23 protein-coding genes and 1 pseudogene are annotated in these 26,484 nt (G+C 62.7%); 6 read left to right on the forward strand and 18 right to left on the reverse strand.

Features of this window, described 5'->3' with window-relative positions:
- Positions 1 to 100: 100 nt before the first annotated feature.
- The 3 genes from ACT5M9_RS19210 to ACT5M9_RS19220 all read right to left on the reverse strand — a co-directional run bounded on the left by ACT5M9_RS19210 (position 101) and on the right by ACT5M9_RS19220 (position 2,824).
- Positions 101 to 1,924: a SulP family inorganic anion transporter gene (locus tag ACT5M9_RS19210; protein ID WP_457979590.1), complete on the reverse strand. Its 1,824-nt coding sequence runs from the start codon at positions 1,922 to 1,924 to the stop codon at positions 101 to 103.
- Between the two features lie 68 nt (positions 1,925 to 1,992).
- A complete protein-coding gene (locus ACT5M9_RS19215; protein WP_457979588.1) occupies positions 1,993 to 2,577 on the reverse strand; it encodes a nucleotidyltransferase family protein in 585 nt (194 codons plus the stop codon).
- Positions 2,567 to 2,824 (reverse strand): GNAT family N-acetyltransferase, encoded by a 258-nt coding sequence (locus ACT5M9_RS19220; protein ID WP_457979586.1) that lies wholly within the window; start codon positions 2,822 to 2,824, stop codon positions 2,567 to 2,569. Before ACT5M9_RS19220 ends, ACT5M9_RS19215 begins: the two co-directional genes overlap by 11 nt.
- A 200-nt stretch (positions 2,825 to 3,024) precedes the next feature.
- Here ACT5M9_RS19220 and cysM point away from each other — a divergent pair, with 200 nt between their 5' ends.
- Entirely contained in the window at positions 3,025 to 3,909 is an 885-nt protein-coding gene (cysM, locus tag ACT5M9_RS19225) for a cysteine synthase CysM (RefSeq protein ID WP_457979584.1), read from the forward strand.
- A gap of 77 nt (positions 3,910 to 3,986) precedes the next feature.
- Here the strand turns inward: cysM and ACT5M9_RS19230 are convergent.
- The 4 genes and pseudogenes from ACT5M9_RS19230 to ACT5M9_RS19245 form a co-directional block, all read right to left on the reverse strand.
- A pseudogene (locus tag ACT5M9_RS19230) lies at positions 3,987 to 5,172 on the reverse strand (iron-containing alcohol dehydrogenase).
- 47 nt (positions 5,173 to 5,219) lie between these two features.
- Positions 5,220 to 5,720, reverse strand: coding sequence for a hypothetical protein (locus tag ACT5M9_RS19235; RefSeq protein ID WP_457979582.1), 501 nt, complete (start codon positions 5,718 to 5,720; stop codon positions 5,220 to 5,222).
- Entirely contained in the window at positions 5,707 to 6,288 is a 582-nt protein-coding gene (locus ACT5M9_RS19240; RefSeq protein WP_438549958.1) for a TetR/AcrR family transcriptional regulator, read from the reverse strand. The genes ACT5M9_RS19235 and ACT5M9_RS19240 overlap by 14 nt, the downstream gene beginning before the upstream one ends.
- 8 nt (positions 6,289 to 6,296) lie before the next feature.
- A complete protein-coding gene (locus ACT5M9_RS19245) occupies positions 6,297 to 7,730 on the reverse strand; it encodes a coniferyl aldehyde dehydrogenase (protein WP_457979580.1) in 1,434 nt (477 codons plus the stop codon).
- 210 nt (positions 7,731 to 7,940) lie between these two features.
- Between ACT5M9_RS19245 and ACT5M9_RS19250 the strand changes: the two genes are divergently transcribed.
- A complete protein-coding gene (locus ACT5M9_RS19250; RefSeq protein ID WP_457979578.1) occupies positions 7,941 to 8,234 on the forward strand; it encodes a hypothetical protein in 294 nt (97 codons plus the stop codon).
- Positions 8,235 to 8,291: 57 nt separating this feature from the next.
- Here the strand turns inward: ACT5M9_RS19250 and ACT5M9_RS19255 are convergent, their stop codons facing one another.
- The 8 genes from ACT5M9_RS19255 to ACT5M9_RS19290 form a co-directional block, all read right to left on the reverse strand.
- Entirely contained in the window at positions 8,292 to 8,747 is a 456-nt protein-coding gene (locus tag ACT5M9_RS19255; RefSeq protein WP_438549955.1) for a C40 family peptidase, read from the reverse strand.
- A gap of 129 nt (positions 8,748 to 8,876) precedes the next feature.
- On the reverse strand, positions 8,877 to 9,797 hold the full coding sequence (locus ACT5M9_RS19260; protein WP_457979576.1) for a hydrogen peroxide-inducible genes activator: 921 nt from the start codon (positions 9,795 to 9,797) through the stop codon (positions 8,877 to 8,879).
- 303 nt (positions 9,798 to 10,100) lie between these two features.
- Positions 10,101 to 11,066 (reverse strand): alpha-L-glutamate ligase-like protein, encoded by a 966-nt coding sequence (locus ACT5M9_RS19265; protein ID WP_438549953.1) that lies wholly within the window; start codon positions 11,064 to 11,066, stop codon positions 10,101 to 10,103.
- A gap of 3 nt (positions 11,067 to 11,069) precedes the next feature.
- Complete coding sequence (locus ACT5M9_RS19270) at positions 11,070 to 12,608, reverse strand: inactive transglutaminase family protein (RefSeq protein ID WP_438549952.1); 1,539 nt, start codon at positions 12,606 to 12,608, stop codon at positions 11,070 to 11,072.
- 3 nt (positions 12,609 to 12,611) lie between these two features.
- A complete protein-coding gene (locus ACT5M9_RS19275) occupies positions 12,612 to 13,400 on the reverse strand; it encodes an ATP-dependent zinc protease family protein (protein ID WP_457979574.1) in 789 nt (262 codons plus the stop codon).
- 52 nt (positions 13,401 to 13,452) lie between these two features.
- Positions 13,453 to 14,430 (reverse strand): tRNA 5-methoxyuridine(34)/uridine 5-oxyacetic acid(34) synthase CmoB, encoded by a 978-nt coding sequence (cmoB, locus tag ACT5M9_RS19280; protein ID WP_457979572.1) that lies wholly within the window; start codon positions 14,428 to 14,430, stop codon positions 13,453 to 13,455.
- Positions 14,427 to 15,167, reverse strand: a complete 741-nt coding sequence (gene cmoA, locus ACT5M9_RS19285; protein WP_371157288.1) for a carboxy-S-adenosyl-L-methionine synthase CmoA — start codon at positions 15,165 to 15,167, stop codon at positions 14,427 to 14,429. The genes cmoB and cmoA overlap by 4 nt, the downstream gene beginning before the upstream one ends.
- Positions 15,168 to 15,550: 383 nt before the next feature.
- Complete coding sequence (locus ACT5M9_RS19290; protein WP_457979570.1) at positions 15,551 to 16,399, reverse strand: DUF72 domain-containing protein; 849 nt, start codon at positions 16,397 to 16,399, stop codon at positions 15,551 to 15,553.
- A gap of 415 nt (positions 16,400 to 16,814) precedes the next feature.
- On the opposite strand from ACT5M9_RS19290, the gene aspS reads away from it, so the two are divergent.
- The 3 genes from aspS to ACT5M9_RS19305 all read left to right on the forward strand — a co-directional run bounded on the left by aspS (position 16,815) and on the right by ACT5M9_RS19305 (position 21,382).
- On the forward strand, positions 16,815 to 18,593 hold the full coding sequence (aspS, locus tag ACT5M9_RS19295; protein ID WP_457979569.1) for an aspartate--tRNA ligase: 1,779 nt from the start codon (positions 16,815 to 16,817) through the stop codon (positions 18,591 to 18,593).
- Positions 18,594 to 18,661: 68 nt separating this feature from the next.
- The gene (locus ACT5M9_RS19300; RefSeq protein WP_005325689.1) at positions 18,662 to 19,402 is read left to right on the forward strand and encodes a YebC/PmpR family DNA-binding transcriptional regulator; all 741 of its coding nucleotides are present in this window, start codon (positions 18,662 to 18,664) and stop codon (positions 19,400 to 19,402) included.
- Between the two features lie 354 nt (positions 19,403 to 19,756).
- A complete protein-coding gene (locus ACT5M9_RS19305; RefSeq protein WP_457979567.1) occupies positions 19,757 to 21,382 on the forward strand; it encodes a phosphoethanolamine transferase in 1,626 nt (541 codons plus the stop codon).
- A 186-nt stretch (positions 21,383 to 21,568) separates the two neighbouring features.
- On the opposite strand, the gene nagC is transcribed toward ACT5M9_RS19305, so the two are convergent.
- Genes nagC through nagB form a run of 3 tightly spaced genes read right to left on the reverse strand, consistent with a single transcriptional unit; the run spans position 21,569 to position 24,743 of the window.
- A complete protein-coding gene (nagC, locus tag ACT5M9_RS19310; protein ID WP_025326348.1) occupies positions 21,569 to 22,783 on the reverse strand; it encodes a DNA-binding transcriptional regulator NagC in 1,215 nt (404 codons plus the stop codon).
- 4 nt (positions 22,784 to 22,787) lie between these two features.
- Positions 22,788 to 23,933, reverse strand: coding sequence for an N-acetylglucosamine-6-phosphate deacetylase (nagA, locus tag ACT5M9_RS19315; RefSeq protein WP_457979565.1), 1,146 nt, complete (start codon positions 23,931 to 23,933; stop codon positions 22,788 to 22,790).
- 9 nt (positions 23,934 to 23,942) lie between these two features.
- A complete protein-coding gene (gene nagB, locus ACT5M9_RS19320) occupies positions 23,943 to 24,743 on the reverse strand; it encodes a glucosamine-6-phosphate deaminase (RefSeq protein ID WP_438549943.1) in 801 nt (266 codons plus the stop codon).
- 270 nt (positions 24,744 to 25,013) lie between these two features.
- Here nagB and nagE point away from each other — a divergent pair, with 270 nt between their 5' ends.
- A complete protein-coding gene (gene nagE / locus ACT5M9_RS19325; RefSeq protein ID WP_457979564.1) occupies positions 25,014 to 26,468 on the forward strand; it encodes an N-acetylglucosamine-specific PTS transporter subunit IIBC in 1,455 nt (484 codons plus the stop codon).
- Positions 26,469 to 26,484 lie beyond the last annotated feature (16 nt).

The following is a 26,484-nucleotide window of genomic DNA, read 5'->3' on the forward strand; positions in this document are numbered from 1 at the left end:
AGTGCCATCTGGACGGGCATTTAACACCAAGAGCCATCGGGGTGCAATGTATGTTCCGGTCATCCCGATCCCGTGTGAAACGGGATGACCGGACCCGATGTTAGGCAGGGGTTGCGCCGGCCTCCTGCTCCGAGGGCAGGGTGAGGCGTGCCGAGTCCGGCAGCACCTCATCCCGGGGCCAGGAGGGACTCTGGCTGTCCGGGACCGCCTGCTCTGCCTCGTCATCCTTGAACACAGGCTCCCGGTAACAGCGGGTCAGACGCAGGGCCTGGTACATGTCGGGGCAGATGACGATGCCCTCCTCGCCGACCCGGATCCCCGCCTGCTGCAACCAGTGGGTCATCTGGCCGTGACGACCGGCCATCACCATGTGGATACCGCGCCGCTTCAAATCCTTGTGCAGTTCCCCCACCATGCTCATCACGCTGATGTCCTGATGGGTGAAGCAGGCGACGGCGTCGATCACCAGGCACTTGGGACTGCGGGGATCCTGCACCAGCAGCGCCAGCACCCGCCGCTTGAAGTAGGGGGCGTTGAAGTAGGTAAGCGGAGAGTTGAAGCGGTAGACCAGGATGCCGGGGATGGCCTTGGCCTGCTCGTTGTCCCCCAGGGTGCGCACCACCCCCTCGTCGTCCATGCCGAGCAGCTGATCCGTGGGGCGCATCACGTTGCGCAGGAACTGGAACAGGCCCAGCAAGACTGCGAGGGTGATGCCCGGGATCACCCCCATGGCCAGCACGCTGATGAAGGTGATGAGGGCCAGCCAGAAGGCGGAGCGGTCGGAGTTGCGCAGGGCCCAGAGGCCGCGAAAATCGGTCAGGGACAGGGACGCCATCACCAGCACCACCCCGAGGGCGGCGGTGGGGATGTATTGCAGCGGCGACGTCAGGTAGAAGGTCACCAGGGCGATGACGGCGGCGGCTATGATGGAGACCAGCTGACTCTTGCCGCCGTTGGCGTCGTTGACCGCGGTACGTGAATCCGCGCCGCTGATGGCAAAGCCCTGGGAGGCGGCGGCGGCGAGGTTCGCCATGCCGAGGGCCCGAAACTCCTTGTCCGCATCGATCTCGTAGCCGTTTTTGGCGGCGAAGCTGCGGGCAGTCAGCATCATGGAGACGAAGCTCACCATGGCGAGGTTGAGGGCGGGTAGCACGAGTTCACGCATCAGGCCGGGGGGAAACTCCGGCATCTGGAAGGTGGGCAGGCCGGAGCCGATGGCCCCCAGGGTGGCGATGTCGAAGCGGCCGAGGTCGAAGGCCCACACCAGGGCCGCGGTCACCACCATGGCCACCATGGAGGAGGGCCAGGCCGGCCTGTAGCGCTTGGCCAGCAGCAGGGTGAGCAGGGCCGTCAGACTCATGGCCAGGGTGGGCAGATGGGTCTGGGTGATGTAGTTGGTGCCATTCAGGATCCGCTCGATGAGGTAGCGTTCGCTGAAGGTGAAGCCGAAGATCTTGGAGAGCTGGCCCACCATGATGGTGATGGCCACCCCGTTGAGCAGCCCCATCAGGATGGGGCGGGAGAGAAAGTCCGCCAGCACCCCCAGCTTGAAGCGGCTGGCGATGAGGCACCAGAAGCCGGTCATGGCGGTCATGGTCATCACCAACTGCCAGTGGCGGGAGGCATCCCCGGCGGCGAGGGGGGTCACCACGGCGGCGATGACGGCGCAGGTGGCGGCGTCCGGGCCGACGATGAGCTGGCGTGAGGTACCGAACAGGGCGTAGACCAGCATGGGCAGGATGCAGGAGTAGAGGCCGACGATGGCACCGACCCCGGCGAGTTCGGAATAGGCGATGGCCACGGGCAGCGCCACGGCGGCCACCGACAGGCCGGCGCGAAGGTCCGGCACCAGCCAGGCCCGCTGATATTGCAGCAGGGCGGCGAGGCCCGGCAGCCAGCGTTCGAGAGAGAAGAATTCGCGCATTATTTAACCCATTGAGTTATAAACAACTTTTGGTAGTTTGCCCAAGCATGCATGGGCATTGCAACGGCCTATGGCCACAGGACCTCAAGGTCGGGCCAGAGCGACTGCCAGCCCTTCTTCTGGATGCGGTCCACGAACACCTGGCTATCCTGGCGGCATCTGGGGTTGGCGAGCACTCGCAGCGACCAGTTGTGCTCAAAGCCGTAGGGGGCCAGCCACTGGAACCCGTCATCGGCCAGCAGCCTGACGCCGATGCAGGTGGGCAACTCTACCCAGTGGCTGAGGGCCTCCTGGCTACTCCCGAATGGAGGAACCCGTTGTCGCAGATGCATGCGGGCCTGGTTGCGCACCTCCCAGCGCTGATCGGGCAACCGGGCGCTGAGCCAGGCCTCGTGATCGGCCTCCGCCAACCCATCCGGATCACTCTTGTCCAGATAGATGAGATCCACATCGTTGAGCGGGGTAGAGGCGGTTTTCTGGTGCAGGTGATCCCAGATGAGGTTTCGCACAAACCCGGCGCCGAGTGCCCAGTCCGGCAGGGCCAGATCCCGCGCCGCCCGCAGGCAATCCATCCGCAGCGGATCGGCCCGCAGCAAGGTCTCGGTCCGTGCCTGCAGGTGCATATCTTGCTGGGTCTGGGTATCACTTGGCATTGCGGCGCAGCCAGACCTCGATATAGCTGCAGCTGGGCACTATGGTCAGCCCCTTCTCCTGGCTCCAGTCGTAGAAGGCGCGGGCCAGCTGGTCGGCTATCCCTTGTCCCCGCAGCTCGCTTGGCACCTGGGTGCTGTAAGCCTCGACCGTGCCCGCATCCAGCGGTCGGTAGGCGAGGCGGGAGAGTTTGCCGTCGACAAGGCTGACGAATTGATGCTCATCGGTCTGATGAAGGATCTCGCTCATGGTGGCTCCTCGAACTGTGACAAGGGTGATGAGAACATGCCGGGGGGCTTTTGCCAACCGCGCTGTCGGCCTGTGCCCGTCTGCTGATCGCCCGCTTTGACTATCCATCCCGCTCGCTTACACTGGCCGCCGGTCCGCGGCCGCGAGCCAAGGGGCTGATAAGCCAAGGTATAGAACAGTTAACAGAGGATGGATCCCCTATGGCCTTTGCCACCCTGGAGAGTTTGATCGGCAATACCCCGCTGCTGCGGTTGCAGCGCATCAATCCCCACCCGGGGGTCACCCTGCTGGTGAAGCTGGAGGGCAACAACCCCGCCGGCTCGGTCAAGGACAGGCCGGCCCTGAACCTCATCAAGGCGGCTGAGGTGAGTGGTCACTTGCGCCCCGGCGACACCCTGATCGAGGCCACCTCGGGCAACACCGGCATAGCACTCGCCATGGTGGCGGCCGCCCGGGGCTACCGGATGCGGCTCATCATGCCCAGCAACATGAGCCAGGAGCGGCGCGACGCCATGCAGGCCTACGGCGCCGAGCTGGTGCTGGTGGACGATGGCATGGAAGGGGCGCGGGATCTCGCCCTGGCCATGCAGGCGCGCGGAGAGGGGCTGGTGCTCGATCAGTTCAACAATCCGGCCAACCCGGATGCCCACTATCTGTCGACCGGCCCCGAGATCTGGCACCAGAGCGAGGGGGCGGTCACTCACTTCGTCTCCGCCATGGGCACCACGGGCACCATCATGGGGGTTTCCAGTTATCTCAAGGAGCGGAACCCCGCCATCGAGGTCGTCGGCCTGCAACCGGCGGAAGGGAGCCAGATCCCCGGCATCCGGCGCTGGCCCGCCGCCTATCTGCCTACTATCTTCGAGCCGGCGCGAGTCGATCGGGTGCTGGACGTGACGCTGGAAGAATCCCTGGCCATGATGCGCCGCCTGGCGCGGGAAGAGGGGATCTGCTGCGGAGTCAGCTCAGGGGGCGCCGTGGCGGGGGCTCTGCGGGTGGCGGCCAGCCTGGATCGCGGGGTGGTGGTCGCCATCATCTGCGATCGGGGGGATCGCTACCTCTCCACCGGGGTGTTCAGCAGTTGAGGGGCACGAGCCCGGGCTGCATTCGATGGGGGATCAGGCCGGCCCTATCCCCCTGATCATCGCTATTTTCCCCCTTTTTATTCCCACACCTGCTCCAGCAGGGCCAGCAGCTGTTCCCTGTCGGCATCCTTGCGGTTGTAGAGCAGAGCGCCATCGTCGATGGCGAGATCCCGTATCTCCACGAGCAGGGAGCGGTCGGTGACGCCGGCCTCCGCCAGGGTGCGCGGCAGCCTCACCTCTTCCCACAGGGTGTCGCGCAGGCTGTTGATGGCATCCAGGCAGGCCTGGGGCCGCAGGGTGGCAGGTGTCGCCGCGAAGCGCTCAGCCCCCACCAGCGGCAGCAGCAGGCGGGCGAGCTCCTCATCTATTTCCGGTCTGTTGTAGTCCAGCACGGCAGGCAGGAAGAGGTTCATGCACAGACCGTGGGGCAGGTGGCAGCGGGCCCCCAGGCTGTGGCCTAGGGCATGGACCAGCCCCACCATGGAGTTGGAGAATGCCATGCCCGCCAGGGTCGAGCCTTCCGCCAGTTGCAGCCGCAGCCCCTTGTCCTGGGGGGATCCCAATACCTTCGGTAGGGCATCCGCTATCTTCTCCACCGCCCCCAGGGCGAGGGCATCGCTCACCGGGTTCTTGCCGTTGCCGATGAAGGCCTCGATGGCGTGGGTCATGGCATCCATGGCGGTGGCGGCCGTGATGGGCAGTGGTAGCCCCTGGGTGAGGCGGGGATCCAGCACAGCCAGCTGGGGCAGCAGGAAGGGGGAGGTGAAGGGCACCTTGCGTCCGCTGTGCTCGTCCCGGATCACCGCCACCAGGGTCACCTCGGAGCCTGTGCCCGAGGTGGTCGGTACCACGCGCCAGCGGATTGAGGGGGCGGGTTAGGCTGCCGGCCCCGGCGTGCGCCATCAGGTTGTTGCCCCCCAGGGTGGCGAGGATGTTGACGGCCTTGGCGGTGTCGATGACGGAGCCGCCTCCCAGCGCCACCAGGCTGTCGCAGCCTAGGGTGCGATAGCGCACGGCTATCTGCTCCACCACGGCGGTGGAGGAATCGGCGGGGATCTCGTCCCAGCAGGCCGCCACCGGCAGACCCCCCTCGGCTAGCAGACCCTGCACCAGGGTCGCCAGCCCGCTGCCGCTGACCCCCTTGTCGGTGAGCAGCAGGGGGCGCGATGCCCCGAGGGCTATCAATTCGCTGGCGACCTGTTCCAGCGCCTGTTCCCCGGCCAGCACTTTGACCGGGCAGAAGAAATCGTAGTATCGGCTCATGGGTGACTCCCTGTGTCTGAGCGAGTAGAACGTGGCGGACGGGGCATTCAGCCCGTCAGCAGCCCGAGATAGATGCGGCCGGCCCGCACGGCCTTGTCGACGGGATCCGGATAGTGGCGCATCAGGGGCCTGGCGATGAAGGCGGGCAGGATCAGGGCCTGCAACTGCTCGATGGCCCGCACCAGGTGCATGGCGGTGGTGAGATCTCCCTCCACCAGCAGGCGGTTCTCGCAGAAGGCCTGATTGATCCCGAGGCGAAAGCTCAGGGCCCGAAAAGCGATGGCCGGGTGTTTGAAAGATACCCGCAGCGGATGCACCGCCCGGGACGGGGCGCCGCAGCGCCAGCGGCCATCCTGCTTGTGGAGGTTCAGTCCCCGCCGGTAGCCGTTTATCTCCAGCCGGATGCAGGTGCCGTCGGCCAGGGGGGAGAGCTCGCGGCGCACCGATTCATCGATGCGGGCGGCCCGGCACAGGGTGCGGCCCAGCACCCAGAGCAGGCTGAGACTCCAGAGACGGTGGCCGGTTGAACGCAGCTTATCCAGCGTCATGGGCACTCCTCGCGATGGCGGACCAGAACAGGGTGAAGGCGCCCTCCTGCCAGTCGGCGTCTCGCCCAAGCTCGGGCCGGTCGACGAAGAGGGAGGCGCAGGCCAGGAACTGGCTCTGGCACACCTCCAGCATCAGCTCGGGGGGAACGGGATGCAGGGCGCCGTCGGCCTGACCCCGGGCCAGCAGCCGGGGCAGGAAGCGCAGGGTGTCACTCAAGATCTGGCTGCGCAGGGGGCGTGCGAGCAGGGGGGAGTGGAAGAAATCCAGCACGAACTTGAGCTCATAAGGATGTTCGATCATCCAGACCATGGCCTGGCCCCAGTAATGGCGGGCCTGCTCCCTGAGGGGCAGGGCAGGCTCCGCCTCGCTGATGGCGGCCCCGAGGCGCTGTTTGATGTCCTGATAGAGCTGCTGGATCAGCACCTCCTTGCTCGGGAAATGGTGAAACAGGGTGCCGTTGGCCACCCCGGCAGCCTTGGCGATCCGGGCGGTGGCGGCCCCCTGCAGGCCATCTTCGGCGCACAGGGTCAGGGCGGCTTCCAGGATCTGGCGGCGTTTGTCTGTCATGGGAACTCCTAGCGCAGAAACAGGGCCATCATCAGTCGCTGATACCAGCGGCCATAGGGGGGGTGAACCAAGGCTCCCGGGTTGAATTTGCCCCGGCGCAGCACCGTCTTTGCCTTGGAGAAGGTGAGGAACCCCTCGTGGCCGTGATAGTGACCCATGCCGGAGGGGCCGATGCCGCCGAAGGGGGCGTCGTCCGCCGCCACCTGGAACAGGCTCTCGTTGATGGCCATGCCGCCGGCGTGGGTCTCCCGAATGACGCGGGCCTGCAGCGCCGGATCCAGCGTCATCAGATAGAGAGCAAGCGGGCGAGGGCGGGCGGCGATATAGGCCAGCGCCTGGTCCAGATCGTCGTAGGGGATGAGGGGCAGCAGGGGGCCGAAGATCTCCTGCTGCATCAGCTGGCAGTGCTCAGGCACCTCGGTCAGCAGGTGGGGAACCAGCCGCCGGCTGCCGTCATCCCGGGCCGGCGAGGCGCAAGGGTGCAGCTGGGCGCCCGCCTGCTCGGCCTCCGCCAGCCAGGCGGTGAGGCGCTGGTACTGGCGCTCGTTGATGATGGCGCCGTAGTCCGGGCTCGCCACCCCCTTGGGATAGAGGCGAGTGAAGTGGCGCCGGTAGGCGTCGATGAAGGCCTGCTCCTGACCGCAGGGCAGCAGCACATAGTCCGGGGCCACGCAGATCTGGCCGGCGTTGAGGCTCTTGCCGAAGATCATCCGCTCCACCGCCAGGGCCAGAGGCATGTCGGGGGCGACGAGGCAGGGGCTCTTGCCGCCGAGCTCCAGGGTCAGCGGCGTGAGCTGGGGGGCCGCCGCCGCCATTACCTGGCGGCCCACAGCGGTCGAGCCGGTGAACAGCAGGTGATCGAAGGGCAGGGTGCTGAAGGCCGCCGCCACCTCGGCATCCCCCTCGATGACGAGCACCTGATCTTCATCGAACACCTCGGCCAGCAGGGTGCGCAGGGCGGCATTGGTGTGGGGGGTGAACTCGGAGAGCTTGATCATGGCCCGGTTGCCGGCGGCGATGGCGCTGATGAGGGGGCCGAGACTCAGCATCACGGGGAAGTTCCAGGGCACCATGATGCCCACCACGCCGAGGGGCTGGTAGTGCACCTCGACGGTGGCCGGCGCCAGCAGCAACCCGGGGTGGCGCCGCTCGGGTTTCATCCAGCGGCCCAGGCGCTTGCGGCAGTAGTTGATCTGCATGACGCAGGGCAGGATGTCGGCGATCAGGGAGTCATGGTCGCTGCGCCGGCCGTAGTCGCTGGCCAGGGCCTGGCAGAGGGCTTGTTTGTGGGCGAGCAGGGCCTGCTTGAGCCGCAGCAGGCTATCCTTGCGCACATCCAGGCTCGGCATGGGCTCTGCCTGATAGGCCTGCCTGAGGCGAAGCAGTCGATCTGGCAGGGCAAACTTGTCGGTCTCTGTGGCGTGCAGCTGTATGGCTTCCATGAAAGACTCCGTTCGAAAAGTGGCCGACTGATTAGTCGGTCTGAATTTACCCTGATGTTGATAATTTGTAAATATCTGATGATGTGCACACTCACAGGGGGAGGGATAGGGGCCGTGAACTGTGCTCTGAGCCACAATTTTTGGGAGTACGGATTGGGTTTATATCTAATAGTGGGTAGTTTTGATGTGTCTATCTTATGGAGAGCAGCGATGACCAAGGAACTACACAGCCTGTTGGCCAGGCTCGACGATGTGATCGAGCGCATGCCGGAGAGTTTCAACACCTATGAGTTTGTCCAGAAGCTGGCGCTGCAACACCAGAGGGAGTATTTCGCCGCGGGCCACTCCCTGGCCGGGCAGGAGAAGAACCTGCTGCGGCTGCTCCATGAGAAAATTGCCGAGGCGCTGGCCGCGTGTGATGGGGTGATAGAGGGGGCCCTGCTGCCCTGCACCACCCCCTGGGGGGAGAGGGCCACCTCGCCCCGCTGGCACCGTAAACACTGAGGGGGCAGGCAGATAAAAAACAGGGCCCAATGGGCCCTGTTCGCTTCTCTGGCGTCCTCACTGGGTCAGGCGGCGGGCCTGCCAGTAGCGGCTGTTCCAGTAGACGTTGTCGAGACGGGAGCGGATCACCCCCTTGCTGGTGGAGGCGTGGATGAACTCCCCCGCCCCCGTGTAGACGCCGACGTGATACTGCTGCCAGCCGGTCTTGAAGAACACCAGATCGCCGTACTGCAGGCGGTAGCGATCCACGGGGCGGCCGAGGCTAGCCTGGGACTCCGTGGTTCTGGGCAACTGGTAGCCCAGCACCTGGCTGTAGGCGAGCTGGGTGAAGGCTGAGCAGTCAAGGCCGGCGCGATCCTCGCCCCCCATGCGATAGGGGACGCCGCGCCACTGCTGATAGAAGCCATCGAAGGCGCCGCTCTGGCGGGGCGCCACGGGCTGGGGCTCCGGGGTGCTGGAGCAGGCCGTCAGCAGCAGGGCCAAGAGGGGAGGTAGCAGCGAGGTGCGAAGCATCCGGACTCCTTCATGGGATACGAGGCTCATCATAGCCACATCATTCTGCCTGTAACCTGAATATCGATAGCATAACGTGCTGCATTTCGCTGATATTTTACTGGCAGCAAGGTGCCATTCAGGCAATTTCTATTCGGCCAGCTCCTTGGGAGGGGCGATCAGCGGTGCCAGCAACTCCGACAGCTTGTAGAAGGTCTGCACCCTGGTGGTGCTGGGGCGCCACACCAGACCGATCTCGCGATAGGGTTTCTCGCCGGGCAGGGGGATGGCCACCAGATCCGAGTTGTCCAGGATGCCGGCATCTATGGCCATCTGGGGCAGGAAGGTGGTGCCGAGGCCGGCACCCACCATCTGCACCAGGGTGTGCAGGCTGGTGGCGGCGAAGGGGTTGATCTTGCTCTTGTCCCGCAGCCGGCAGGCGCTCACCGCATGCTCAGTCAGGCAGTGTTCTCGCTCCAGCAGGAAGATGCTCTGGTTGGGCAGCTCCTTGTAGTCGAACGGCATGTGCAGAGTGGCAGCCATATTTGACGGCATCACCATGTGGAAGGGATCTATGCCCACCACCTTGCTGTGGAAGCCGCCGATCTCCACCGGCAGCGCCAGGATCAGCAGATCGAGCTGCCCCTGCTCCAGCTGCTTGAGCAGGTTGGTGGTGGTGTCTTCCCGCAGCAGCAGTTCCAGCTCAGGGTAGGCCTTGCCGCATACCTGCAGTAGCTTGCTTAGCAGGAAGGGGGCTATGGTGGGGATGCAGCCGAGCCGGACGGTGCCGTGCATGACCCCCCCCTGCTGCTGGCCGAGCTCCATCAGATCCCGGGCGTCGGAGAGCAGGTGGCGGGCCCGCTCGACGATCTCCATGCCCACCGGCGTCATGATGAAGCTCTTGTGATCCCGCTCCACCAGTTGCAGCCCCATCATGTCCTCCAGGGTCTGGATCCCGGTACTCAGGGTGGACTGGCTGACATGGCAGGCCTTGGCGGCGCGGTTGAAGTTCTTGTGCTCGTCAAGAGCGACCAGATATTGCAGCTGTTTCAGGCTGGGCCAACGTTGCATAAAGAAACCCGATAGTTGCTATCTATTTGATTTAATTAATCTACCATCGGCAAACGGGTTTGTCGCCGGGATTAGGCGCCAATCTGGTTGCTGGCAGGGCGTGGAACGCGTCCCCTGGCGGCGCCGTGGCAGGCCGGTACAGGGGCTCTGGCAGCTTATCCTCTTCATCCGCGCCGTTGAAGTGCCCCGGCGAGGGGATGTGATGGGGATCCGCATCGGACGCCGTGCCTCGCCTCTTCACCCGAGAGCGCCATAAAAAAACGCGCCATTGGGCGCGTTTTTACGATGGACTGCATCTCTGGGCTACTCGTCGAAGATACCGAAGTGATCCTTGGCGAAGTTGACCCGCTGATCCACCGTCATCTTGACCTGACCCAGCTTCTCGATGGTCTTGAGGTTGGGCACCAGGCCGCGGCCGTTGGCGATCTGGATGGCGAGGCCTGGACGGGCGTTCAGTTCCAGCAGCATGGGGCCGCGGAACTTGTCGAGCACCATGTCGGTGCCGATGTAGCCAAGCCCCGACATCTCGTAGCAGGAGGCCGCCAGGTTAAGCAGGGTATCCCAGTGGGGCACCTTGAGCTCGTAGAGATCCAGGCCGGTATCTGGGTGATGGCGCAGCGGGTTGCCGAACTGCACCGCCCGCAGGGCCCGGCCGGTACGCAGGCACAGACCCACCCCCACGGCGCCCTGGTGCAGGTTCGCCTTGCCGTCCGAGGCCGAGGTGGAGAGGCGCATCATGGCCATCACCGGGAAGCCCTTGAAGATGATCACCCGGGCATCGGGGACCCCTTCGAAGGAGTAGCCGTCGAACACGTCGTCGAAGTTGATGAGGCCTTCCACCAGCGCCACGTCAGGCTTGCCGCCGAGGGAATAGAGGCCTGCCAGGATATTGGAGACATGACGCTCCAGATCCTGACCGTTGCTGGCGCTGCCGTTCGGCTTGTAGAAGAGGCCATCTTCCTGGCGCAGGATCACCAGGATCCCCTTGCCGCCCGAGCCGCGGGCCGGCTTGATGCAGAAGCCGGGCCAATCCTTGACCAGGGTCGTGATCCGCCCCACGTCGTGCTGTTCGCGGATGGTGCCGATGAGCTCGGGCACCGTCACCCCCGCATCCAGCGCGATGCGCTTGGTCTTGAGCTTGTCATCCACCAGCGGGTAGAGGCTGCGCGGATTGTAGCGGCTGATGTAGGAGTGGTTGCGCTTGTTCATGCCGAGGATGCCTGCCTGGGACAGGCTCCACGGACTGGTGTATTTCTGCCAGAACCACATCTGTTACTTGTCCTTACCCGGGGTACCGCCGGACTTCATCTCGTCTACCAGCGGCTTGAAGCGCTTGAGCTCGCTCAGCTTGTAGCCGGTGTAGTTACCCATCAGCAGCACGGTGGCCATCAGCACCAGCTGCAGGCCGAGGAAGTTGAAGGTCAGGTGACGGATGAGCTCGTTATCCATGGCCAGGTAGGCGATGACTGCCACCAGCAGGGAGCCTCCACCCTGGCGAACCACCTCCTTCGGACCCTCTTCTTCCCACAGGATGGACATCCGCTCTATGGTCCAGGAGAGGATGATCATCGGGAAGAAGGTGATCTTCATGCCGTCTGTCAGCCCCAGCTTGAAGGCCAGCGCTGAGAAGATGCCGATCATCGAGATCACCATGATGATGATCGCCGATATTCGGGCCACCAATAGCAGGTTCAGTCTTGAGAGGTAGGACCGGATGATGAGGCCGGTACCGACGATGAGCAGGAAGCCCACCAGACCCGTGATGAGGGAGGTCTGGATGAAGGCCACCGCGATCAGCACCGGCATGAAGGTCCCCGAGGTCTTGATACCCACGATGACTCGCAGGAACACCACCATGAGCACACCGATGGGGATCAGCAGCAGCCCCTTGAACAGGGCTTGCTCTTCCAGGGGCAGGCTGTGGATGGAGAAGTTCATCATCTCAGACTTCTCGAACTTCTGGGCCAGGGCCACGTTCACCGGTTGTTCCTGCTCGATCATCGAGAAGGTCACGCGGGAGTTGTGGCCGCCGGTCACGTCCAGCAGGGCGCCTGAGTTGTATTCCCACAGCAGCAGGTTGGCCGGCTGGCCCTGTTCACCGGTCTGCGGGTTGAACAGCTTGTAGTCGGTCGGGCTGTTGAACACCTGCAGATAGTCCACCAGCTCCTGGCGGCGGCGACCATCTTCCATGTTCAGGGCATGAACCACCCGGGCCGGCACATCGGCGTTATTGAGCAGCTCGGCGATGAGGTTGGCGCGGGTCTTGTGGGATTTCAGCAGCTCGGCGTTCTGTTCCTGCTTCTCGATCTCCTTGATGATCTCGCGAGTCAGGGTGTAGCCGTCGGCGGAACGCTCCTGCGCCCGCTCCAGGATCTGCTTCATCGCGGTGGCGTAGGGCTCACTCTCGATCTGCTTCTCGATGGCAGGGGGCTGGGGGTTGGCGGCCGGCTTGGCATGGGCATCGGCCATCATGTCGACGCGGTAGTAGAGCTCCTGACGACCGGAGGCGGTGCGGATGGACCACTCGGCGCGGGCATCCCCGTCCTTCTCGACGAACGACAGACCATAGCCCGGGCTCGCGGCGTTCTCGTTCATCAGGGTGAAACCGGGCTGGGTGCCCGGGATGGCCAGGGAGGCGATGACGGGCTCACCGGTCGCCTCGAACTCCAGCTTGGCTTCGATGGACCAGATCTGACGTTTCTCACCGGGCGTCAGGGGAACATCCAACGCGGCGTGGTGATAGATAGTCATACCCAGGCCGACAATGTACAGCAGGGCAACCAGCAGATAGAACGGCTTGCGGGAGACCATGAATTATTTCACATCCTTGAGCTTGGGTTTGGGTTGGATATATTCGCGGGCCACATCGACCACGGCGATGTCTTTAAGGAATTCACGGCCCAGCAGCACGGGGAAGGTCATGTCGCTGCGATCTTTCAGGGTAAATTCGGCTTTCTCGGTCATATCGCCGATGCGCACCGCGAGGCGTACCACGGGGCGACGGTCGAGATCGTCGGCGGAGGCCTGACGGACGCGAACGTGACGCACCAGGGGGGCCTCGATCTGGATCTTGTCATCCATCTCCTGATGACTCAGGAAGAAGCGCACCCAGTTCTTGCCGTTGCGCTCGAAGATGGTGATCTCCTGAGCGCTGATGGAGGAGGTGGTGGCGCCGGTATCGACCCGAGCCTGGAAGGCATCGTTGGCCGCATCGACCCAGATCCACTCGGCTTCACCCACCAGCAGCTTGCCATCGACGGTGTGACCCTGGCTCGGCGCCGGGCACTTCTCGGTCGGGATGGGTATGGCCTTGGGGGGCTCTGGCGGAAGCTGAGCCAGCTTGCTGTCGACTTTATTCACGGACTCTTTCATGTTGGTGACATCGGTGTTGAGCTGAACCAGCAGGTGCTGTTGCTGCACATACTGCTTCTGTTGCTGTTCCATGGATGTTTGCAGGCGTTGTTCGCTGAGGCTTATCTCGTTGCGAAGGTCGGCCAGCGTCAGGGTCGGAACCGGGGGCGCTTTCTCCATACTGACACACCCGCCGAGACTGAGCAGGGAGAGCAGGGTCATTCCTTTTAATTTGCTTTTCATGTCATTCATTTAACTGTGCTTCCTGGAATTGGGTCAGTGTAACTTCCACAGGCGCCATCGGCTAGTCTTTGGCCTTCCTGGCAATCAGTACGGCACGCTTGGGTGCCGGATATCCTTCCACCGTGAGCGCCGGATCGGCGGGATCCAGATAATCGCTCAGGGATTCATTGATCATCCAGTCGGTACGACGCTGTTCGTCGGTGCTGGTCATATTCTCGTCCACGATCCGCACGTCCTTGAATCCGCAGCGTTCGACCCAGAGTTTGAGGGCAGCGCTCGAGGGGATGAACCAGACGTTGCGCATCTTGCCGTAGCGATCCGTGGGCACCAGGACGTCATTGACGCCACCGTCGATCACCAGTGTCTCCAGCACCAGCTCCCCATCGTCTTTCAACTGGTTGCGCAGCTGTTCGATGTGCTCGATGGGGGACTTGCGGTGGTAGAGCACCCCCATGGAGAAGACGGTGTCGAAGGCGCGCAGCTCCGGCAGCTCCTGGATGCCGAGGGGCAGCAGGTGGGCTCGGCTGTCGCCCCCGGCGAAGTGACGGATGGCCTCGAACTGGCACAGGAACAGGGGGCTTGGATCGATGCCCACCGCGAGCCTGGCCCCTTCCCCCACCATGCGCCAGAGGTGGTAGCCGCTGCCGCAGCCCACATCCAGCACGTAACGCCCTTCGAGCGGGCTGATGTGGGGCAGCACCCGATCCCACTTCCAGTCGGAGCGCCACTCGGTGTCGATGTGGATGCCGTGCACGGTAAAAGGCCCCTTGCGCCAGGGCATGAAGTGGCGCAGCAGGCTCTCGGTCTTCTTGCGCTCCCCTTCGTTCATGCTCTCAAGGCTGCCGATCTCGACCCGGTTCTTGAGCTCGATCTCGCCAGGGGCGACGACGGGCAGCTTGTTGAGGGCCCGGTTCCAGCGCGGCAGATCCCCGTGGAGGTTGTCGTGCTGCCAGGCGTGCAGCTGGGCGGGCAGGGTATGCAGCCAGTGGCTCAGCCGGTTCTTGGCGATCAGTTGATAAAAGTTGGCGAAATCGATCATGGCTGGGCGTCGCTTGATTTGATGGCAATCATGGAGCCGAAGTTGAAGCACTGGAACCAGAGATCCTGATGGGTGAAACCGGCGTCCCGCAGGCGGGCACGGTGGGTCTCCAGGCTGTCGGTGCGCATCACGTTCTCCAGCGCCGTGCGCTTCTGGCTTATCTCCAGCTCGCTGTAGCCGTTGGCCCGCTTGAAGTCCAGATGCAAGTCGATGAGCAGGGCGTTGACCTGCTCGTCCTCGAAGCGGAACTTCTCGCTCAGGATGAGGATGCCACCGGGGCGCAGGCCGTCATGGATGCGCGCGATGAGGGCGGCCCGTTTCTCGGGGGCGACGAACTGCAGGGTGAAGTTGAGCACCACCACTGAGGCGTTCTCGATGGCGATGTCGCAGATGTCCGCCTCCACCAGCTCCACCGGCACCTCGGACTTGAAGCCCGACAGGTGGGCGCGGGCGCGCTCTATCATGGGGTGGGAGAGATCCACCGCCGTGATCTGGCAGCCCGGCTGGTTGACATGGCGGCGCATCGCCTGGGTCGCCGCGCCAAGGGAGCAGCCGAGATCGTAGAGGCGGCTCTGGGGCTGGGCGTAGCGGGCGGCCATCATGCCGATGGCGGAGATGATGTTGCTGTAACCCGGCACAGAGCGCTGGATCATGTCGGGGAAGACATCGACGACCTGTTCGTCAAAGCAAAAATCCCCCAATTGGGCGATGGGGGCGGCAAAAATCTGATCGTGCATGCTGGCGCAACCTGACAGCCGGTGCGCGAACCGACTGTGTGTTCAATGGAGTCGTTGGGTGACGCCCGTCCGGGTCGTCACCGGTTTACGAACGGGGTGGCTGGCCTTGAGATCCTTCGGGCCCGCCCTGTTCGCAATGGACCATCATCCTGGTCCTTTATGGGGATGAGCCGTCTGCGGCAGGTGTTGCCATGGACAGCGGTCAGAGCCCTTTACCGGGAGCCGGACGGTCGCCTGCAACACTATGCAATGGCGGGCGTCCGGGTCCTTGCTTGGGGCGGTAGTGTAGAGGAAAGGTGGGCGTTTGTCTTGACGCCGAGCCCCGTGGGGCCACAAAAAAACGGCTTTTTTTAGCGGTGAAACAGGGGCGGGGAAGGGAGCGGCTAAAAGGGCAGCACGCCCTGGCGCGCGCGATCGTTTTCCCCCGGCCAGGGAGCCATCTCCTGACCGAGCAGCCGACTGACCTGACGGGCCAGCTCGGGGGCCCGGGCATTGTCGGCGGTATGGATAAAGAGGTAGAGATCCCTCCCCTCTGCCAACCATTGTTTCCAACGGGGCAACCATGAGGGCAAAAAGGGGTGATTGTCCTCGGGATGAGGAAGGCCGATGAGACGCACCACCGGACTGTTGGCCGTGGCGAGCAGGTGCACCGGCAGCCTCGGCTTCTTGCCCTGGGCGTCGACGAGGGCCGGCGTAGTGGCTGGCACCGAGAAGAGCGGTCGGCTGTCGAGCATGATGCGGTTGATGCCTTTTTCCATCAGCAGCCGGTTGAGAGCGCGCTCCGCCTCTCCCTTGGCGAAGAAGTCGGGGTGGCGCACCTCGAGGGCATAGGTGAAATCCCGCGGCAGCCGCTCGAAGAAGGCACCCAGACGGGCCAGCCCCTGTGGCCCGAAGCGGGCGGGCAGTTGCAGCTTGAGCAGCCCCAGCCTGTCGTGCAGGGGCGCCAGCAGCCGAATGAAGTCCGTCACCTGTTTGTCGGCGCTCACCAGATCGCTCTGGTGGCTGATTTCTTTCGGGAACTTGAAGCTGAAGCGAAAGTGGTCGGGGACCGCATCGGCCCAGCGGCGCACCGTTTCCGGGGTGGGGGAGGCGTAGAAGGTGGTGTTGCCCTCCACCGTATTGAACACCCGGGCATAGTGGGCGAGGTGCTCGGCGTGCCTGGCGCCCACCCCCAGCAACTGGCCGGGCCAGGCCGGGTGTGACCACTGGGGTAGACCCAAATAGAGGCTCATAGGGGATCCTGTCTGCGGGTTTGTCTCGTTTCGTACCCATTTTTGCGCCAGGACAAGAAAAAACAGGGCAAAGGAGGCTGCGGGCTATTTTACCCAAATGGGGGTTTTCCTCTATAATGCCAGCCCTTTTGTTTGCCAATTCGTTGTGACTCATGCGCTCATGTACCCGGAGAGGTCATGATGGCGCCCACGAATTGAGCAGACACGACGCTGCCGATGCCATCGTAGAGCCCTATCCGGGACCTGTGGTTGCACCGCCTCGGCAGTACTTATCCGGCTCGGGGGAGCCGGATGATATGAGACTGATTTCAAACCGGGTAAGAACCAAGATCTGGCCAGCTATGAGACAGACGGTGCTTGCCAGTCGTGCCCGGCGACCCAAACCGTCTCTCTACTATTTCGAAGGAAGAAGTCCATGCGCTCTATCTATTGCGGACAGGTCAATGAGGCCCATGCAGGGCAGACCATTACATTGTGCGGTTGGGTCCATCGTCGTCGTGATCTCGGTGGTCTGATCTTTATCGACATGCGTGACCGGGAAGGGATCGTGCAAGTGTTCTTCGATCCGGACAAGCCGGATGCCTTCGCCCTGGCCTCCGAACTGCGCGGTGAATTCTGCATCCAGGTGACCGGCGTGGTGCGCACTCGTCCCGAGTCCCAGCGCAACAAGGAGATGGCCACCGGTGCCATCGAGGTGTTCGCCCATGAGCTCACCATCATCAACCGTTCAGAGCCGCTGCCCATCGACTTCAACCAGGTCAACAGCGAAGAGGTGAGCCTCAAGTACCGCTATCTGGACCTGCGCCGTCCCGAGATGGCCAAGTACCTGAAGACCCGTGCCAAGGCCAGCGCCTTCGTCCGTCGCTTCATGGACGAGCAGGGCTTCCTCGACATCGAGACCCCCATGCTGACCAAGGCGACCCCGGAAGGAGCCCGTGACTACCTGGTGCCGAGCCGGGTGCACAAGGGCAAGTTCTACGCCCTGCCGCAGTCCCCGCAGCTGTTCAAGCAGTTGCTGATGATGTCCGGCTTCGATCGTTACTACCAGATCGTCAAGTGCTTCCGCGACGAGGACCTGCGTGCCGACCGCCAGCCGGAATTCACCCAGATCGACGTGGAGACCTCCTTCATGACTGCGCCGCAAGTGCGTGAAATCATGGAAGAGATGATCCGCAAACTCTGGATGCACATCCTGAACGTGGATCTCGGCGACTTCCCTATCATGACCTTCGACGAGGCCATGCGTCGCTTCGGCTCCGACAAGCCGGACCTGCGCCTGCCCATGGAGCTGGTGGATGTGGCAGATCTGCTGACCGCAGTCGAGTTCGCCGTCTTCGCCGGCCCCGCCAACGATCCCAAAGGCCGCGTGGCAGCCCTGAAAGTCCCGGGCGGCGCCGAGCTGTCTCGCAAGCAGATCGACGAGTACACCAAGTTTGTCGGCATCTACGGTGCCAAGGGCCTGGCCTGGATGAAGGTCAACGCCGCCGCCAATGGCATCGAGGGCGTCCAGTCTCCGGTGGCCAAGTTCCTGTCCGACGAGATAGTGCGCGAGATCCTGGCCCGTACCGGCGCCGCCGATGGCGACATCCTCTTCTTCGGCGCTGACTCCAAGAAAGTGGTGTGCGACGCCATGGGCGCCCTGCGCCTGAAGGTGGGCCGCGATCTGGGTCTGGTGGAGAACGTCTGGAAGCCGCTCTGGGTCATCGACTTCCCCATGTTCGAGGAAGATGGCGAAGGTGGCCTGGCTGCCATGCACCACCCCTTCACCGCCCCGAGCAACCTGGGCCCGGCCGAGCTGAAAGCCAACCCCCTGGGTGCCTATGCCAACGCCTATGACATGGTGATCAACGGCTACGAAGTGGGCGGCGGCTCTGTGCGTATCCACAACAGCGAGATGCAGTCCACCGTGTTCGACATCCTGGGGATCACCCCGGACGAACAGCGTCTGAAGTTCGGCTTCCTGCTGGATGCCCTGAAATACGGTACCCCGCCCCACGCCGGTCTGGCCTTCGGCCTGGACCGCCTCAGCATGCTGCTGACAGGTACCGACAACATCCGGGACGTGATCGCCTTCCCGAAAACCACGGCAGCGGCCTGCCTGATGACGGATGCTCCCAGCTTCGCCAACCAGGCCCAGCTGACCGAGCTGGCCATCGCCACCGTTGCCAAGGCCGATGCCAAGGCTGACGCCTGAGAAGATTGAAGAACGGGTCGCCATGCGACCCGTATCCCATTGATTTCAAATTATAACGGAGAGTTTTTATGGCAGGTCACAGCAAATGGGCCAACATCAAACACCGCAAGGCGGCGCAAGACGCCAAGCGTGGCAAGATCTTCACCAAGCTGATCCGCGAAATCACCACCTCGGCTCGCCTCGGTGATGCTGATCCCGCCAACAACCCGCGCCTGCGCGCGGCGGTAGCGGCTGCCCTGACCGGCAACATGACCCGCGACACCATCAACCGTGCCATCCAGCGCGGCGCCGGTGGTGGCGATGGCGAGCAGCTCGAGACCATCGTCTACGAAGGTTACGGCCCGGCGGGCTCCGCCGTCATGGTGGAGTGCCTGACCGACAACCGTAACCGCACAGTGGCGGAAGTGCGTCATGCCTTCAGCAAGTGCGGCGGCAACCTGGGCACCGACGGCTCGGTGGCCTACCTGTTCAGCAAGAAGGGTCTGCTGACCTTCGTGGGCGTGGACGAGGATGCCCTGATGGACGCGGCCCTGGAAGCGGGCGCCGATGACGTTGTCACCGAAGAGGATGGCTCCATCGAGGTCTACACCACCCCGAACGATTTCGGCACCGTGCTCGATGGCCTGGAAGCCGCCGGCTTCAAGCCCCAGAGCGCCGAAGTGACCATGATCGCCTCCACCGAAGCCGAGCTGGATGCCGACACCGCACCCAAGCTGATGCGCCTCATCGACATGCTGGAAGATCTGGACGACGTGCAGGAGGTCTACCACAACGGCTCCATCTCCGACGAAGTGGCCGCGCTGCTCTGATCGCCAGGTAGAGCACGTGTGAGAGAGGGGCACCACAACGGTCTCACCTCCCTCCGCCGAAGTGGCTGCGCTGCTCTGACAGCACAGCTTCTAGCCCCTGACTGGGGATAAACACCAGACGGCAGCCTCAGGCTGCCGTTTTTTTTTTATCTCCCAGACTCTTCTCAGACGCCATTTCCTTCGCTGTGCCTTCCTTAATTCCCGCTTAAGTTTGCTTTCTTACTCTTTCCTTGCATCCGGGCCGCTGTGCCCATCACCACCTTGTCTGCTCGGGAAGAGAGACGGGTGGCAGGGATGCCCACAACGGAGTCCCCATGCAGGGTCTCCAGATCACTGGTTTGTCGGAGTCTTCTTATGCGCCTCACTCTGGGAGTGATGAAGGTCAATCTGTTGCTGGTGCTGCTGTTTGCACTGGTGTTCAACTGGCCAATTTTCCTGCACTTTTACCGTATTCTCAGCGCCCTCGAGCACGTCAAGGCGGGTTTTGCCCTCTCTATCCCCCTGGTGCTGGTCGCCGCCCTCAATGCGGTCTTCCTGCCGTTCACCTTCCGCTATCTGCTCAAGCCCTTCTTCACCTTCCTGATCGTCACCGCCTCCCTGGTCAGCTACGCCATGCTCAAATACGGCATCATCTTCGATGTGGGCATGGTGCAGAACATACTCGAAACCAACAGCGGGGAGGCCACTTCCTACCTCAATGGTTCAGTGGTGCTCTGGTTCCTGCTGACCGCCGTGCTGCCGGTGCTTGGCCTCTTGTGGCTGAAGATCGAATACCCAACCCCCTGGTACAAGGGGCTGGCCCAGCGTCTGGCGGGGATCGCCCTCTCCCTGCTGTTCCTGGTCGGCGTCGCCGCCCTCTATTACCAGGATTACGCCTCGGTCGGGCGCAACAACCATACCATCGTCAAAGAGATAGTCCCCTCCAACTACGTGCGCGGTCTCTATCGCTACGCCCGGGATATTCTCTTCGCCACCCCTGTCCCTTATCAGCCGATAGGCGCAGATGCCAGGGTGGTGGACAAGGGCGGCAAGCCGACCCTGATGTTCCTGGTGGTGGGGGAGACGGCCCGCAGCCAGAACTACTCCCTCAACGGCTACCAGAAGCAGACCAACGACTTCACCATGAAGGAGCCGGATCTCGTCTCCTTCAGGGACGTGCGCTCCTGTGGCACCGCCACCGCAGTCTCGGTGCCCTGCATGTTCTCCAACCTCACGCGCCGGGAATATGACGAGACCCTGGCCAAGTCCAGGGACGGCCTGCTGGACGTGCTGCAACACGCCGGTGTCTCAGTGCTGTGGAAGGAGAACGACGGCGGCTGCAAGGGGGTGTGCAATAACGTGCCCACCCTGGAGATCGAGCCCAAGGCCTTCCCCCAATACTGTGAAGGGGACTCCTGCTATGACGAGGTCTTGCTGCAGGGGCTGGATCGGCAGATCGCCGGGATGAAGGGCAAGCAGGGCAGCAAGCTGGTGGCCTTCCACCTGATGGGCAGCCATGGCCCGACCTACTATCGCCGCTACCCGGCCGAGGATCGCGTCTTCCTGCCGGACTGCCCGCGCAGCGACATCGAGAACTGCAGCAATGAGGAGCTGGTCAACACCTATGACAACACCATTCGCTATACCGACAAGGTGCTGTCCCAGCTTATCGCCAAGCTCAAGACCCTGGAGAGCCAGTACAACGTGGGGCTGGTCTACCTGTCGGATCACGGGGAATCCCTGGGGGCGCTGGGGCTCTACCTGCACGGCACCCCCTACAAGTTTGCCCCGGACGATCAGACCCGGGTGCCCCTGCTGACCTGGTTCTCTCCCCAGCTGCAGCGGGATCGCGGGCTCAATCAGGATTGCCTGCGCCAGGAGGCGGACAGCAAGCGCTTCTCCCACGACAACCTGTTCCACTCGATGCTCGGCATCATGGACGTGCAGACCCAGGTCTATGACGGCAAGCTTGACCTGTTCAAGCCCTGCCGGGCAGGGTGAGCCAGGCTAACCGAACGCGACAACCTGCTGCCCCGCACCATGCTCGGCATCATGGACGTATAGACCCAGGTCTATGACGGCAAGCTTGACCTGTTCAAGCCCTGTAGGGCAGGGTAAACCGGCGAAAACAGACCATAAAAAACGGCAGCCACTGGCTGCCGTTTTTGTTTCCCAAGGCTTGGACCTTTACTTCTGCTCCATGATGATCTGCAGCAGATCCCCTTCCAGCAGGGAGCGCTTCACCAGGGCGAAGCCGCCTATGGTGGGCTGGTTCTGGAAGCGTGCCTTCACGATGGGCAGGCCACGGTGGAAGCTCGGCAGGGACTGGTGCTCGACGCAGCGACGGATGGCCGGGATCAATATCTCCTCGGCGGCGGTGATTTCGCCGGCGATCAGCACCTTCTGAGGGTTGAACAGGTTGACCGTGATGGCGATGGCCCGGCCCAGGTGTTCTCCCACGTTCTCGATCACGCTGCGTGCCAGTTCGTCACCGGCCACGGCGGCCTTGCACACCTCCTGGATGGTGATGTGCTTCTCCTGCAGCGAGCTCAGGTGGCCGCGGCTGATGAGCTCCTTCACCTTGTCGACGATGGCCTCGTTGGAGGCGATGGTCTCGAGGCAGCCGAAGTTGCCGCAGTGGCAGCGCTTGCCGAGGGGCTCGACCTGGATGTGGCCTATCTCGCCGACGTTGCGGTTATGACCGAGGAATACCTGCCCCTTGGTGATGATGCCGGAGCCGGTGCCCTGGTGGACGCTCACCAGGATGGAGTCCATGCAGTCGCGGGACTCGCCGAAGAAGTGTTCGGCCAGCGCCAGGGAACGGGTGTCGTTGCCCACGTAACAGGGGAGGTTGAAATGGTGCTCCAGCAGCTTGGCGAGCCCCAGGTTGCGGATCTGGTAGGTGGGGGTATAGATGACCATGCCGGATTCCGGGTTGACCAGACCCGGCATGGTGAGGGCGACACTGATGAGGTTGCGGCTGCGCTCGGTATTGGCGTCGATGAAGGCGCCAATCTCCCGCAGCAGCATGTCGACCACGGGCTGTTGCTCTATCTCTGTCACCTGGGTGATGTGCTGATCGAGCTCCTTGCCGTCGAGATCATACAGGGAGAGCTGCAGATAGCCGCGGCCAAGCTTGGCGGAGACAAACTGAAAGCGATGCTTGATGGTGGTCAGGGAGATGGCGCGTCGTCCGCCGGTTGACGCCTGGGGCGACGTCTCCCTGATCAGCCCATGCTCGATCAGTTGCCGGGTTATCTTGGTCACGCTGGCCGGGGCCAGCTGACTCAACTCGGCAATTTTGACCCGCGAGATGGGCCCCTGCAGGTCAATGAGTCGATAGACGACGGCACTGTTCACCTGCTTGATAAGATCTACGTTTGCTATTTGTCCGCCAGTCATAGTGTCACTGTGTTGTGTAGTGTCCGTTAACCACGGTCCCGCAGACCGTGAAGGCCTGATCAAAGACGGTGAGGTTGGCAATTTTTCCGACCTGGATACTACCGAGACGTGAGTCCCATCCAATGGCGCGAGCGGGATAAAGGGTGGCCATTCTCAGTGCTTCATCGAGCGGTAATCCGACCTGTTTGACCAGATTCTCCACCCCTTCAATCATGGTGAGGGCAGAGCCGCCGAGTGTACCATTCTCATCGACGCACTGACCATCGCGGAAATAGACGGTTGCGCCACAAAAATCAAACTGCTCAAAGCCTTCCGGTGCACCGGCCGCGGCGGTGGCATCGGTGACCAGCACCAGTTTCTCGCCGAGGATCCTGTGTGCCAGGCGCACATTGGCCCAGTGCACATGGTGACCGTCGACGATGATGCCCGCATAGACATCCTTGCGATCGTAGATGGCACCGACTACGCCAGGCTCACGGCCGTTCACGGTCGGGGTCATGGCGTTGTAGAGGTGGGTCGCGAAGCGGATGCCGCTGTCAAAGCCGGTCATGGCCTGCTCGTAGTTGGCGGCGGTGTGGCCCGCTGAGACCAGGATGCCGGCCTCTACCAGGCGGCGGATGTGCTCCGGCTTGTTGCGCTCCGGCGCCAGGGTGATCTTGGCGATGGCGTCGCCGTTGGCGCAGAAGAAGTCGATCATCTCGTCGGCGGGCTGGCGGATCTGCTCGGCCGGGTGGATCCCCTTGCGTTTGAGGTTGGTGTAGGGACCTTCCAGATGGACGCCGAGCACCTCGTTGGGGCGGGCGGCCATGTAGTCGCGAGTGACCGCCACCGCCTGCTTCATGTCCGCGTCCGGGCTGGTGATCAGGGTCGGCAGGAAGCTGGTGGTACCTGACCTGAGGTTGGCCGCCTGCATGGTGGCCAGGGTCTCGACCGAGATGTGGCCGTTGAACATGACGCCGCCGCAGCCGTTGAGCTGGACGTCGATGAAGCCGGCGCTCAGGTTGGCGCCGTGCAGATCATGTTGTTTGACACCGGCAGGCAGTTCGTCCTGACGCAGGATGGCGACGATGCGGTCGCCATCGATCAGGACGCCATGGCCGGTCAGCACGCAGCTGCCGGTATAGATGGTGCAATTAGTCAGTGCGTACATGGGGACTCCTCACAGGTGCTTGATGTTGTCGACTTCCAGTTGCTGGAAGTAGCGCACTGTCTTCACCTTCAGCTCCATGGTGGAGGGCTCGTCACACACGACGATGCCTTTCGGATGCAGCTGCAGGGTGGAGATGGTCCACATGTGGTTGACGCTGCCTTCTACCGTGGCCTGCAGGGCCTGGGCCTTGGCGTGACCGATCACCAGGATCAGGATCTCCTCGGCGTCCATCAGGGTGCCCACACCCACGGTCAGCGCCAGCTTGGGCACCTGATCCATGTCGCCGCCGAAGAAGCGGGAGTTGGCGATGCGGGTATCCTCGGTCAGGGTCTTGACCCGGGTACGGGAGGCCAGGGAGGAGGCCGGCTCGTTGAAGGCGATGTGGCCGTCGTTGCCGACGCCGCCCATGAACAGGTTGATCTTGCCGTAGGACTTGATCTTGTCCTCGTAGCGCTGGCACTCGGCCACCAGATCCGGCGCATTGCCGTTGAGGATGTTGATGTTCTCCGGACGGATGTTCACGTGGTTGAAGAAGTTGTTGTGCATGAAGCTGTGATAGCTCTCGGGGTGTTCCTTCGGCAGGCCCACGTACTCGTCCATGTTGAAGGTGACCACGTGCTCGAAGCTCACCTCACCGGCCTGGTACAGCTCGATCAGACGCTTGTAGGTGTTGAGCGGGGTGCCGCCGGTGGGCAGGCCCAGTACGAAGGGGCGGTCACTGGTGGGCTTGAACGCATTGATGCGGTCAACGATGTAACGGGCAGACCAGAGACCCACTTGGCTGGCAGACTTCAACGGGATCAGGCGCATTTCTATACCTCTGTACGGGTTGCGGCAGTCTATCGACGGCAAGGACGAGACACTTTTTTAAGTTGTTTTATAGCGTAAATAAAGATTGCGGACTAAGCCACATCAATCGACTACTTTTATCTCTGTTGAGTGATAATGATCACGAATGCTGGTTTATTAATTTGCGCAGCGAAATAAAACCCATAGACTGCCAATCAAGCCTTGATGGCTTATGCGTCGAACGTGATAAGCACTTAATTTCTAGAAAAACACCAACTAAGGAGAGGAACCGTGAACATTCTCGGTTATTTACAAAAGATCGGCCGCGCCCTGATGGTGCCGGTGGCGGTATTGCCTGCCGCAGCGATCCTGATGGGGATTGGCTATTGGATTGACCCGAACGGCTGGGGCGGTGGTAGCCCACTGGCCGCGTTCCTGATCAAGGCGGGTGCCGCCATCATCGACAGCATGCCCGTGCTGTTTGCCGTGGGTGTTGCCTACGGCATGTCCAAAGACAAAGACGGTTCCGCCGCGCTGGCCGGTCTGGTCGGCTTCCTGGTGGTGACCACCCTGCTGAGCCCGGGCGCCGTTGCCCAGATCAAGGGTATCCCGGCCGATCAGGTCCCGGCTGCCTTTGCCAAGATCAGCAACCAGTTCGTCGGTATCCTCTGTGGTGTCATCGCCGCCGAGCTGTATAACCGCTTCAGCAGCGTCGAGCTGCACAAGGCGCTGGCCTTCTTCTCCGGCCGTCGTCTGGTGCCGATCGTCACCTCCGTGGTCATGATCGTGGTCTCCTTCATCCTGATGGCCGTCTGGCCGGTCATCTACGGTGGCCTGGTCTCCTTCGGCGAATCCATCGTCAGCATGGGCTCCACCGGCGCCGGTATCTACGCCTTCTTCAACCGTCTGCTGATCCCGGTCGGTCTGCACCACGCCCTGAACTCAGTATTCTGGTTCGATGTGGCCGGCATCAACGACATCCCGAACTTCCTGGGCGGTCAGAGCTCCATCGACGCGGGTAAAGCCGTGGTGGGCGTCACTGGTATGTACCAGGCTGGCTTCTTCCCCATCATGATGTTCGGTCTGCCGGGCGCCGCGCTGGCCATCTACCACTCCGCCAAGAAAGAGAACAAAGAAAAAGTTGCATCCATCATGATCGCAGCCGCCTTTGCCGCCTTCTTCACCGGGGTGACCGAGCCGCTCGAGTTCTCCTTCATGTTCGTGGCGCCGGTACTGTACGTCATCCACGCCGTGTTGACCGGTATCTCCGTGTTCATCGCCGCCAGCATGCACTGGATCGCCGGCTTCGGCTTCAGCGCCGGTCTGGTGGATATGGTGCTCTCCAGCCGCAACCCGCTGGCGACCCACTGGTACATGCTGCTGGCACAAGGCCTGGTGTTCTTCGGTCTCTACTACGCCATCTTCCGCGCCGTGATCGTCAAGTTCAACCTGAAGACCCCGGGTCGTGAAGACGACGAAGCCGTACCGGTACAGGCTCAGACTACTGACCGCACCGAGCTGGCCAAGCAGTATCTGGAAGTGCTGGGTGGTCAAGACAACCTGGTCACCATCGACGCCTGCATCACCCGTCTGCGTCTGACCCTGAAGGATCGCAGCATCGTCGACGAGCGCAAGCTCAAAGCCCTGGGCGCGGCCGGTGTGGTCAAACTCGGTGAGCAAAACCTGCAGGTGATCCTTGGCCCCTTGGCCGAAATCATCGCCGGTGAGATGAAAGCCCTGCGTTAATCGAGCACGAGCTCAC

It is taken from the genome of Aeromonas sp. AE23HZ002T15 (assembly GCF_054165525.2).